Source organism: [Leptolyngbya] sp. PCC 7376 (assembly GCF_000316605.1).
Taxonomy (GTDB): Bacteria; Cyanobacteriota; Cyanobacteriia; order Cyanobacteriales; family MRBY01; genus MRBY01.
In genome coordinates, this window is record NC_019683.1 from 1,123,431 (window position 1) to 1,136,425 (window position 12,995).

At 46.6% G+C, this 12,995-nt stretch carries 6 protein-coding genes; 3 read left to right on the forward strand and 3 right to left on the reverse strand.

Features of this window, described 5'->3' with window-relative positions; all coding sequences use genetic code 11:
- Window positions 1-84: 84 nt before the first annotated feature.
- Window positions 85-1,545 carry a hypothetical protein gene (locus LEPTO7376_RS05075; protein WP_015133149.1) on the forward strand — a complete coding sequence of 487 codons (1,461 nt, stop codon included), beginning with the start codon at window positions 85-87 and terminating at the stop codon, window positions 1,543-1,545.
- A 123-nt stretch (window positions 1,546-1,668) separates the two neighbouring features.
- Here the strand turns inward: LEPTO7376_RS05075 and fabD are convergent, their stop codons facing one another.
- Entirely contained in the window at window positions 1,669-2,547 is an 879-nt protein-coding gene (gene fabD / locus LEPTO7376_RS05080; protein WP_015133150.1) for an ACP S-malonyltransferase, read from the reverse strand.
- Between the two features lie 254 nt (window positions 2,548-2,801).
- Here fabD and LEPTO7376_RS05085 point away from each other — a divergent pair, with 254 nt between their 5' ends.
- Window positions 2,802-4,688, forward strand: coding sequence for a lipoxygenase family protein (locus LEPTO7376_RS05085; protein ID WP_264308983.1), 1,887 nt, complete (start codon window positions 2,802-2,804; stop codon window positions 4,686-4,688).
- 80 nt (window positions 4,689-4,768) lie between these two features.
- Here the strand turns inward: LEPTO7376_RS05085 and gltB are convergent, their stop codons facing one another.
- A complete protein-coding gene (gene gltB / locus LEPTO7376_RS05090; protein WP_015133152.1) occupies window positions 4,769-9,397 on the reverse strand; it encodes a glutamate synthase large subunit in 4,629 nt (1,542 codons plus the stop codon).
- Between the two features lie 447 nt (window positions 9,398-9,844).
- On the opposite strand from gltB, the gene LEPTO7376_RS05095 reads away from it, so the two are divergent.
- Complete coding sequence (locus LEPTO7376_RS05095; protein ID WP_160148384.1) at window positions 9,845-11,695, forward strand: phosphodiester glycosidase family protein; 1,851 nt, start codon at window positions 9,845-9,847, stop codon at window positions 11,693-11,695.
- Between the two features lie 81 nt (window positions 11,696-11,776).
- Here the strand turns inward: LEPTO7376_RS05095 and LEPTO7376_RS05100 are convergent, their stop codons facing one another.
- Window positions 11,777-12,757, reverse strand: coding sequence for an SPFH domain-containing protein (locus LEPTO7376_RS05100; RefSeq protein ID WP_015133154.1), 981 nt, complete (start codon window positions 12,755-12,757; stop codon window positions 11,777-11,779).
- Between the last annotated feature and the right edge of the window lie 238 nt (window positions 12,758-12,995).

Genomic DNA, 12,995 nt, shown 5'->3' on the forward strand with positions numbered 1-12,995 from the left:
TCGATGTAAAATACACGACATTTTTGGCTTAGTTTATCTATCCTCGAAAATCGTAGAACCATAGAAAAACGAAGGAACTTAAACATGGTTGCGACAATCTCCTCCACATCTACAACCCTGCCCCACATTTGCGGGCAAGAGCAAGAAATTGCTGACATCGTAAACCACGATGAAAAGATTTTTGCAGACCGCAGCGATCTAAATTTGGATCAACTGCAAGCGGGTTTTGCCTGTGCACTCCATATGCACCAGCCCACCATTCCCGCAGGAGAAAATGGCTCCCTCATTTGCAATCTCCAGCACATGATGGAAAATCCCCACGATGGTGATAACCACAATGCCACTGTCTTTGCTTGGTGTTACAGCCGCATGGGTGAATTTATTCCCGAGCTTGTAGCAGCAGGTTGTAGCCCTCGAATTATGCTCGACTATTCCGGCAATTTGCTGTGGGGTCTGAAGCAAATGGGCCGAGATGATGTTCTCAATAATCTCAAAAAACTGACTACTGACACGACTTATCAACCTTATGTCGAATGGCTCGGCACAATGTGGAGCCACGCTGTAGCAACTTCAACACCGATTCCTGACCTCAAGCTACAAATCCAAGCTTGGCAACATTATTTTGCTGAGATTTTCGGTGTAGAAGCACTGAAGCGTGTGAAGGGTTTTTCTCCTCCAGAAATGCACCTCCCCAACCACCCCGATGCTCTCTATGAATACGTTAAAGCACTCAAAGAGTGTGGTTATCGTTGGCTTTTAGTGCAAGAAGCTTCGGTAGAACATCTTGATGGTTCTGAGTTGACTCAGGATGAAAAGTATCTGCCGAATCGTTTGGTCGCGCGGAATTCCCGTGGTGAAGAAATTAGTATTACAGCTTTGATTAAAACCCAAGGTTCTGATACAAAGCTTGTTGCTCAGATGCAGCCTTACTACGAAGCCAAGAGCCGTGGTCGTCAGCAATTGGGTGGTCAAGAAGTACCTTGTCTCGTGAGCCAAATCGCCGATGGTGAAAATGGTGGCGTGATGATGAATGAATTTCCTGGTGGCTACAACCCTGCTTGGCATGAAATCAAAAACGAAGGCAATGTTGTTGGTTTCAATGGCACAGAATACCTAGAGCTCCTTGATGCGAAGGGAATTACGGAAGCGGATTATCCGGTTTGTCAGGCGGTAGGTCAAGTGAAAATTTGGAATGTTGTTGATCCAGCTTCCACGACTACTGAAAAAGTTGAAGCGGCGATCGCCGATCTAAACGCCAATGATCATCAGTTCCACATGGATGGTGCGTCTTGGACCAATGATTTGAGCTGGGTTAAGGGTTACGAAAATGTCCTTGAGCCAATGAACGAACTCAGTGCGAAATTCCACGAAAAGTATGATCGTCTCGTTGCGGAAGATCCTAGCATCACGAAAACAGAAGCTTATCAGCGTTCTTTGTTGTACTTGATGCTCGTAGAAACTAGCTGTTTCCGCTATTGGGGTCAGGGCACATGGACAGACTATGCTCGTAAACTGTATGCGGATGGCATCGCAAGTTTGGGCTAAGGTCAGCTCTTAAGGTCTAACAAGTCAGACAAAATCAATCAAAAACTCCCTTAGACACCCAAACTGGGTCAATTTAAGGGAGTTTTTGTTGGAAAAAATTGAGTGGGCGATCGCCGCTAAACCCTAAGCAATCTTTTCGAGCGTATCGATATTTTGGAGTGCCATGCCCTTACAAGTACGCTTCATCAAACCTGTGAGTACTTTGCCAGGGCCAATTTCAATCGCATCAGAAACCTCTTGATTATTGAGTGTATTCATAATTTCAAGCCAACGGACAGACCCTGTCATTTGCTTTTCGAGACGAGATTTTAATGCATCTGCTTCGGTTTCAGGATTTGGATCAACGTTAGACAATACCGGAATCTGAGCATCACTAAATTCAACGGTATCGAGCACTTCATCAAATTGCTTGGAAGCCTCAGCCATAAATGGAGAGTGGAACGCGCCAGAAACATTTAAGGCGATCGCCCGCTTAGCTTTGACGTTATTCATCACCTCATCTACAGCTTCAGGTGTACCAGAAATAACAATCTGTTGTTCACTATTATCGTTCGCGAGAGTTACACCCTCTGTCGCTTCGATTTTGGCGGTTAGTTCTTCACGATTAAATCTCATCATCGCTGCCATCTTGCCACCAGAAGCCTGATCCATCAGTTGTGCCCGCTTTTGAACCAGCTTTAAACCTGCTGCAAAATCATAAACACCTGCTGCATAGAGCGCCACATATTCACCAAGGCTATGGCCCGCAACAAAAGCAACATCACTGGCTTTCTCACGGTAAAGGTCACACAAAATTGCTTCAACAACATACAAACAAGGTTGCGTATAGAGTGTGCGAGAGAGCTCCGTCTTATCACCTTGGCATTTCTCCAAAACAGACCAACCTAAAATTTCCTCTGCCTCAGCAAACTTCGCCTGCGCAATCGGATGCTCAGCTAAATCAGCGCCCATGCCTACAGCCTGAGAACCTTGACCCGGAAAGACCCACGCAGTTTTACCCATTACCAACCCCTTCAGTATTACTTCTGTTGTTAAATATTTTTCCAAGGTTTGATTATACGGGACAGGGGCAACGATGCCAGTTTTAAACAAAGAGAAGATGAATCGGCGATCGCCCAGAAATGAGTCTGTTCAAACCAATAAATCAAAATCAATGTGTAGGAAAAACAAACATTGTTGCAGTCTTGTAAAACTTAGACTTGCGCAAAAATCCCCTCACTATACTTTGGCTAAAAAGCTGTATTCCATTGGGTAAAATGATGACCGCGACCTCCCCATCTAGTAGCCAAAACCTCAGCGACAAACAGGAAAAATACCAATACAACTATCGGTATATGCCCCCATTGGCGATGGTCGACAGCCTGCCTGAAGAAGAGCAATGGTCTACCTCTTGGAAAATGACGGTGGGTAAAGTTGGCTTCCAGCTCCTTGTCAACAAAATCATTTTGAATTATGGCGATCAAGGAGAAGCAGGGGCAGCAGACGACGTTCGCGCTTTTTTGATTAGTACCTTTAAACAAACCCTCGCCGAACAAAAAGGCTTTTCAAAAGTGGGGATTCTCCTGCAAGGCGCCAAATTTTTACCCAGATTAATTTGGGGCAAGATCACCACACAAATCGTCGATGTCGAAGATTTGATGAAAGAGATGATCGAAAGCATGAGTCGCAAATTTTTAGAGGACTTTGCGGCCAATGTTATGCAAAAGTTGACCGAAGATGCCCCCAAAGGTCGCTTTTCATCAATCAAAGAATTTGAAACGCTATTCACAGAAATCGATCTGCCCGATATTGCCTACACCTATCAGGAAGACGAAACCTTCGCCTATATGCGCGTTGCTGGACCGAATGCTGTAATGCTCCAGAAAATCACCGAGCCAGATCCCCGTTTCCCAGTCACAGAAGCCCATTACCAAGCGGTTATGGGAGAAGAAGATTCTTTAGCCGCAGCACGCTCAGAAGGTCGTTTATATTTGTGCGACTATGCCATCCTCGATGGGGCAATAGAGGGAGATTTTCCTGTGGCTCAGAAATATCTCTATGCACCATTAGCACTCTTCGCTGTGCCCAAAGCTGATGCAGTCAAACGAAATTTAATGCCTGTAGCCATTCAGTTAGGTCAAGTCCCTAAACAAAACCCTATTCTGACTCCCAAATCTAATAAATATGCATGGCTCTGTGCGAAAACGGCAGTGCAGATTGCTGATGCCAATTTCCATGAAGCGGTCACCCATCTAGCTCGCACCCACTTGTTTATGGGGCCCTTTGCGATCGCCACCCATCGACAACTACCAGAGAGCCATCCCCTCTTTAAACTACTTAAACCTCATTTTTTTGGGATGCTGGCCATTAACGACTCAGCCCAAGCTAAACTCATTGCGAAAGGCGGTGGCGTCAATAAAATCCTCTCTGCCACTATCGATAACGCCCGTTTATTCGCCATCTTGGGCGTACAAACCTATGGCTTTAACAGTGCCATGCTACGCAAACAATTGGCAGCCAGAGGCGTTGATGATACTGAGGGATTACCTATTTATCCGTATCGTGACGATGCTCTATTAATTTGGGATGCCATTAATAATTGGGTGCAAAGTTATCTCAAAACCTACTATGCGAATGATGCAGCAGTGCGGAGAGATCAGGCGATCCAAGCTTGGGTAAAAGAATTAATCTCCGAAGATGGCGGTCGTGTGGTGGAATTTGGGGAAGATGGTGGCATCCAAACTCTTGAGTATCTTATCGAAGCAGTGACACTCATCATTTTTACGGTGAGCGCGCAACATGCAGCAGTAAATTTCCCTCAAAAAAATCTTATGAGCTTCGCCCCTGGTATGCCCACAGCAGGTTACTCACCCCTTGATAATCTCGGGGAACACACCACAGAGCAAGACTATCTCGATTTATTACCACCGATGTCCCAAGCTCAGGAACAGCTCAAACTCTGTCACTTATTAGGTTCTGCACATTTTACTGAGCTTGGTCAATATGATGCCAAGCATTTCACCGACTTCAAGATTCAAGGGGCACTCAAACAATTCCAAGCACGCCTAAAAGAGATTGAAGGTATTATTCACAAACGCAATCGTGATCGCCCTGAATACGAATACCTTTTACCATCGCTAATTCCCCAAAGTATCAATATCTAGGCGATCGCCTACCACCCAATAAAAATCCCACTGAGTTTTGTGCTCAGTGGGATTTTTTAAATTACAGATTCAAGGTGGTATTAGACAGAAGCCAGTTCTTTTTGCTCTGCAACCTCGGAGCGTCCTTCCTCAGAAGGCGGAACAACTTGCCAGAACTGCGATAGATAAGTCGCCCAATCCGCGAGAATTGCCTTAGCTTTTGGACTACCTGTCTTCTCAGCATGGGCTGTAATCATATCCTTTAGTTGCGCTTCACCAGCACCAGTGGAAATCCGCTGAATCTTGACGATTTCAGTGTTCATCTTGGCGGGCAGCGTATTTTCAGGATCAAGGATGTAAGTCAAACCACCCGTCATACCTGCGCCAACATTACGACCAACATCACCGAGCACAACAATCACACCACCAGTCATGTATTCGCAACAGTGATCGCCAGTGCCCTCAACAACAGCCTTACCTTTGGAGTTCCGTACAGCAAAACGCTCACCAGCACGGCCATTCGCATAGAGTGTGCCGCCAGTCGCACCATATAAACAGGTATTACCGATAATCACGTTATCCGCTGCAGCAAATTCTGACTTAGCGCTAGGAATCACGATAATTTCACCGCCATTCATGCCCTTACCAACATAATCATTGGATTCACCTTCAAGGTGCATCGTCATGCCGAGGAGATTGAACGCGCCAAAACTCTGACCTGCGGAGCCTTTGAAGTTAAAGTTCAACTCACCCTCAAAGCCTTCATTACCATACTGCTTCGCGATAAAGCCAGAGACTCTTGCGCCGACAGTACGGTCGGTGTTGATAATTTTCATTTCCTTGGTTAAGGCACCCTGCTCACGAATCGCTTTCTGAACTGCTGCATCAGCCAAAATATCGTCATCGAGAACATGGCCATTGTTATGGAGGTCACCATGGTTTAGCCAATCGCGATTAGTGCGCACATCAGGAAGATTAGTGAGGCACTCAAGAATTAAACCAGAAGTCTTGGTCAATTTTGCTTCAGCGCGGGGCTTCAACAGATCGGCACGACCAATAATTTCGTTGAGGCTCTTATAACCGAGTTTTGCAAGGATAGAACGGATTTCTTCAGCGACAAAGTAGAAGAAGTTCACCACATCAGCGGGTACACCCTTAAAGCGCTTCCGGAGACGTTCTTGTTGGGTCGCAACACCTACAGGGCATTGGTTTGTGTGACAAACACGGGCCATGATGCAACCTTCGGCAATCATTGCGATAGAACCGAAGCCATATTCTTCTGCACCCATTACAGCCGCCATGACGACATCCCAACCAGTTTTGAGACCACCGTCTGCCCGAAGAGTAACGCGATCGCGCAACTGATTATCCATGAGCGTCTTGTGGACTTCTGTCACACCGAGTTCCCAAGGACAACCCGCATGTTTGATAGAACTCAGAGGTGATGCGCCGGTACCACCATCATGACCAGAAATCATAATCACATCTGCATTCGCTTTCGCGACACCAGCGGCGATGGTACCGATACCAATTTCAGCTACCAGTTTCACAGAAACACCAGCATTGGGGTTGATTTGGTGCAAGTCATAGATGAGCTGCGCCAAGTCCTCAATAGAGTAAATATCGTGGTGGGGAGGAGGTGAAATAAGCGTAACACCGGGCTTAGAATTCCGGAGCATCGCGATATATTCACTGACTTTACGACCGGGGAGTTGACCACCTTCACCAGGTTTTGCACCCTGAGCCATCTTAATTTCGATTTGGCGACCACTCATAAGGTATTCAGGAGTGACACCAAAGCGACCAGAGGCAACCTGCTTAATCGCAGAGCTTGCGGTATCACCGTTGCGGAGGCCGTGGAGGTGAGGCAAGGTCTGAGAATCACCCGCACCATCTACATCATTGAGGACTTTAAAACGGACAGGATCTTCACCACCTTCACCAGAATTGGATTTTGCACCTAAACGGTTCATGGCGATCGCCAAAGTTTCGTGCGCTTCCCGGGAAAGAGAACCGAGGGACATACCGCCAGTGCAAAAGCGCTTAACGATCGCCTCGATGGACTCTACTTCGCTGATATCGATGGATTGTCTGTCACTTTCGAAATCAAGTAAGTCACGGAGAGCTGTTGCGGGGCGATCACTCTGATATTTCTGATAAACATCGTAATGATCATAAGCATCTGTCTTATCGTCGCTGTTATAAGCAGCAACTGCTTTATGGAGTGCCTTAGTCATCTCCGGTGAATTCATGTGATATTCACCACCCTTGCGGTAGTTCACAAAGCCATAATTCGCGAGCTTCTTAATCGACAACTCAGGGAATGCGCGGCCATGGAATGCAATCCCCTCTTGCGCCAAATCTGTGAGGGTCATACCACCAACGCGAGAAGTTGTGCCTTTGAATGCAGTATTAATCACATCCATTGCAAGACCAAGGGCTTCAAAAATTTGCGCACCATGATAAGACGGCAGCAAAGAAATCCCCATCTTCGAGAGGATTTTCAGGAGGCCAGCTTCAATCGCATAACGGTAATTTTCTTGTGCTTTTTCGATGGAAATTGTAGGAATTTGATCCTTTTCCATTTGCTTCTGAGTACGGGGATTATGCCACCAATGACGTACTGCTTCGAGAGCAAGGTAAGGGCAAACTGCCGATGCACCGTAACCTACTAAGCAAGCAAAATGGTGAGTACTCCAACATTGGGCTGTATCCACAACAATGGATGCGCTTAGACGTAAACCCGCACTAATTAGATGATGGTGAACTGCACCGGTTGCCAACAAAGGCGGAATAAAACTCTGTTCTTCACTTACTGTGCCATTGAAGCGATCACTAAGAATGATAATTTTCGCACCAGATTTCACCGCATCTTCCGCTGCTGTACAGAGTGCTTTCAGAGCTGCTTCTAAACCACTAGGGCCTGTGGCGATCGCATAGTTTGTGCTCAAGGTCGTGGATTGAATCGCACCAGCTTTAACTTTTTCTAGTTCGGCATTATTCAGTACTGGGCTATCAATTTTGAGAACCTTTGCATCTTTTGCATCGCAATCAACAAGACTACCTCGCTCACCCAAATACATATTGAGGGACATCACGAGTTTTTCGCGAAGGGGGTCAATGGGGGGGTTTGTGACCTGCGCAAACCGCTGCTTAAAGTAATCGAACAGTAAACGAGGTTTTTCAGACAATACCGCTAACGGAATGTCATCACCCATACAGAAGGTAGGCTCTTTTGCCATCTCTGCCATGGCGTTGATGATCATATCTACGTCTTCTGCGGTGTAGCCAAATGCTGTTTGGAGACGGAGTAAGTCTTCTTTTACAGTTGTGGGTTCAGTTAGAAATGACTGGGTTTCGAGAACCTGACGATTTTCACTGAGCCACTGACCATAGGGCTGTGCCTTTGCCACACGCTGTTTAATATCCCAATTCTTGAGTACTTCCTGGGTCTTAAAATCAACCGCAACCATTTGGCCGGGGCCAAGGCGACCTTTCTCGACAATCTCTTCATCGAGCACATCCACAACACCGGCTTCAGAGGAAACAAGAATGTAGCCATCTTTGGTCACACAATAACGAGCGGGACGTAAACCATTACGGTCGAGGGTTGCACCAACGGTTTTTCCATCACTGAATACGAGCAGAGCAGGGCCATCCCAAGGCTCTTGCATACCTGCGTAATAATCATAGAAATCAGTGATTTCGGGGTGGTCAACAAGACTAGGCTGGTTTTGATAGGCTTCTGGCACGAGGATCATTGCCGCTTCCATCGGCGATCGCCCAGCCCGGACAAGCATTTCTAAAGCACTATCGAGGTTAAAGGAATCACTATTCTCGACATTGACAATGGGATGGAGCGCTTCAATATCATCTTTTTCCCAACCGGGGATCTCCAGGATATTTTCCCGTGCCTTCATCCAATTGATATTACCGATGAGGGTATTAATTTCACCGTTATGGCCGAGCAGACGCATCGGGTGTGCCAAAGGCCATTTCGGCATTGTATTGGTACTAAAGCGACGGTGATAAACCGCAAACTCACTCTTGAATAGAGGGTTCTTTAAATCCTTGTAGAACTTGCCAAGCACTTCGGATTGAACCATGCCCTTATAGACAATCGTGCGGCATGAGAGAGTGCAGACATAAAAGACATCACTAAGATGCTTACCAATTGCAGAGCGAACAACGTAGAGTGCTTTGTCTAGTGCATCGCCAGTTAAGCCTTTCTCTGAGGTTACAAAAACTTGCGCCATATAGGGCTGGTTTTCGCGGGCTTGAATACCTAACGTGTTGGGATTTACCGGGACTTCCCGCCAACCAAGGATCTTAAAGGAGCGATCGCCAAGATTTTTTTCTACAATGCCCTTAGCCGTCTGTCGCTCTGCCTCATCGGGGGGCAAAAAGATCATCCCGACACCATAGGACTCCGGCGCAGGTTGTTCAATACCTTGCTCTTGGAACCATGTCGCGAAGAGTTCGTGAGGCAATGCTGTCATCACGCCAGCACCATCACCGGATTCACGGTCAGCAGTACAGCCACCCCGGTGCTCCATACAGCCCAGCGCTGTCAGGGTTTGCTCTACTAATTTATGGGTTTTACGACCATCTTTATAGGCTAAAAAACCGACACCACAGGCATCCCGCTCTTCCACAAGCCAACGGGGACCGGTGTAGTACTTTGCTTCTGTCGAAGTATTTTGCGTTGAGGAATTGGGGTGCTGATTCATTATGTCTCGATCCATAGGTAGGAGTTGGTAAAAAAGCCCTTTGACAATAGGCGCAAGATTGGGTTTAGTGAATGGTTATTCTTTATAGATAACGACACTTCTGTGGATACTGGAAATCGAGGTATACCACACTGAAGCCTCATCTAAGATACTTGTATTTTTGAGATAGTCAAGCATAAGCGAACCATATTTTGCCATGGTTCAAGTCATGAGGCTGACCTTGGTGAACACTTTATTTGCTAGTTCACTGCTGTTCTGGGTAAATTTTCTTTGAGCAGGGACTTGACAAAACCGCTAACAAAAATAGTGTAGGCACATTATAGGAAAAAAATTGTTTGTTTAGTGGGTAAACTCGGAGGAATCAAGTATATCAGGGTAGAACAATATAGTGAATGGAACCCTTCTCTAGGTATAGGGTCATAGGTAATTGATGGAGTTGGTATGGAAATGAGTAAGGGGTGGCTAGGGCTAATGACAGGGGGTCTAGTACTGTTGAGTGACCCTAGTATTGTGGTGGAAATAGCTGGGGTGCAGTTTCAGGAACGGTCAGCGATCGCCGCGAATCCTCAGGTGATCGAGTTTGAGGGTGATCGCCTTCGGGTTAATGGCCAGAATCTCCGCGGCCACTGGGCTGTGTGGACAGAGGCCGGCGAAACAAAAATCGGAATCGAGTCGCTGGGTTTAGAGAAAAGCCTTGGTGTCAAACTACTAGATACGAACCGAACGGATGAGCAACCGATTGAATGGTTTGGGGTGGGTGATCGCCTCTCGATTAATTTTTCAAATCCATATAGATATCTTGACATTACAGACTTTGCGAAGACTGCTGGTTGGCAATGGCAACAGCGGGGCAATGAGCTGGAACTGACAACACCTCAAGCAAAAATTTCAAACATTCGAGTTGGAAATCAAGATTGGGGAAAGCGCATTGTTGTCGATTTGGATCGGCCAGTGGCGTGGCGACAATCAGCTTCAAATAAAATTGAAATCCAAGCAAATTCTGGGGCTCAGCTCGACTCCTTTCTCAAACAAAACGATTTTAAAATTCCGCCGTTTGAACCCTTTGACTCACAGAATGCACCAGCAATCCCCAAGCCAAAACCTCAACAAATTTTCGATCTGACTCAATCTGGAAATAAGACAATCCTCAGTGTGCCGGAAAACTGGGCTCCACAGATGCGGGTATTGAGTTTGGCAAATCCACCACGTTTAGTGATTGATCTCAGTCGAGATAATCGCCCCAGCCGTAATATTGCGTGGTTAAAGGGTATGACTTGGCGACAAAATAATGTGGTGTTGCCGGGTAAAAATAATGGTGGGTTTGCGGTCACATGGCTCGAAATCAACCCTAAAAAAAATTCGTTTATCTTAAAGCCTATTTCGCCGTCTGAGCAAACGATTGTGGGTTTAGCGCCGATGTTGACTCAGGTGCAGACCAGTGGGGCGATCGCCGGAATTAATGCGGGATTTTTCAATCGAAATAATCAGTATCCGCTGGGAGCAGTGCAAACGAATGGTGAATGGCGCTCTAGTCCGATTTTGAATCGCGGCGCTGTGGCTTGGGACAACGATGGCAATTGGGTCTTTGATCGATTGAGCTTACGGGAAGATATCGTCGCGGATAATGGCGAACAACTAACCATCGATTTTCTCAACAGTGGCTACGTGAAAGCAGGGGTTTCTCGCTATACAAAGGCTTGGGGCGATCGCTACCAAACAACAGTGGATAACGAAGTCATTTTGGTGATTGATTCTCGTGGCACTTCGGAAATCGTGCTTGACCGTAAACAGGGTGGCCAAGCTGGGGGTGATCGCTATGTCATTCCAGAAAATGGCTACTTGTTGGCGTTTCGATCATTTCGGAGTGGCGCGGATAAATTACCTGTGGGTACAGCATTTCAGCGATATTCAACTCTAAATCCTTCTAGCTTCGAAAACTTCCCAAACATTATGGGGGCAGGGCCTCTCCTCCTCCAAAAAGGTCAAGTTGTACTGAATGGAGAAGGCGAACAATTTAGTAAGGCATTTAATTCTCAGTCCGCATCCCGCAGTGCGATCGCCCGTACCCGAGACGGCAAAATTCTCTTAGCGACAGTACATGGCACAGCAGCAGAAACCTCTGGCGCAACCCTCAGAGAATGGTCTGAAGTCCTTCTGCATTTGGGCGCGGTAGATGCCTTAAACCTTGATGGCGGCGGTTCTTCGGCATTGGTGCTGGGAGGAGATCTAGGCGATCGCCACTCATCCACTGTGGGGCGCGTCAACAACGGTATTGGCTTATTTTTGGACAACAAATAACCAATAAAAAGTCCCCCTTGATAAGGGGGATTTAGGGGGATCCTGCGTTAGACATCCCACTGAAATGCTCTAACTAAATATCTAGCTGAGTTTATTGAGGCTCGACTTTAGCGAAGCCATATCGCCGTTACCAATCACAGATTTCATACCCTCAAGGGTAGACATCATGCTATTCGGGTCGAGGAACATCACCTTGCTGCTACCGCTCTTGCCAATGGTTTGACCCATCTCAAGATACTCCTGAGCCAAAATAAATTGCAACGCTTCTGGAGCATTTGGGCTAGTTTGTAGCTGCTGGGCAACGATTTGAGTCGCTTGGGCGGATGCTTGGGCACGAAGAATTGCTTCTTGGCGTTCCGCTTCTGCTCGCATCACGATCGCCTCTTTTTCTGCTTCAGCCCGAAGAATAGCGGCTTGTTTCTGCGCTTTTGCTTCGAGGACTTGGGATTCGGCGCGACCTTGGGCAGAGTTAATCGCCGATTGCCGTTCACCCTCAGAAGTCAAAATAGAAGCACGTTTTTGCCGTTCCGCTGCCATTTGGAGTTCCATCGAATCCTGTACAGCTTTCGAGGGCATAATGTCGCGGAGTTCCACACGGGTTACTTTTACGCCCCAAGGGTCAGTGGAAATATCGAGTTCGCGGAGAAGGAGTTCGTTAATCTCTGTGCGAGCAGTAAAGGTTTCGTCGAGTTCGAGTTTACCCATCTCAGAACGGATTTGGGTCAAAACGAGGTTAACCATCGCCGACTGGAGACTTTCGACTTTGTAGTATGCCTTGTACATGTCAACGATGCGCCAGTACACGACCGCATCCACACTGATAGAAACGTTATCGCGGGTAATACAGGATTGCGCGGGGACATCGAGGACTTTTTCGCGGGTTGTCTCGTGGTAAACGACTTTATCGATAAATGGTGTAACGAAGTTTAGGCCGGGGCCAAGGGTTTTTTTATAACTGCCGAGGCTTTCGATTAAATATTGGTTTTTCTCATTAACAATTTTGACGGAACCAAAGACGCCCGCGCCACCAAATGCGAGCAGGACAAAGATTAAAGGGTTCATGATTATCTGCCTCTATTTTTCTGGAAATGATGAGCAGTTGAGTTTTGTTTTCAGCCTAACCTAGGTTTTTCTGGCTGTAATGATTCTGTTGTTGAATCGTTATTTTTTACTTCAACAAGCCAATGCACCATTCCTAAAATCAAAAGAATTTATCCCCGAAAGCGTAGGATGCGTGGAGGCAGCAATAAATTTTGGATCATTGCCAATATGCTCCTATCTGCCGTAACGCATCTTTTTG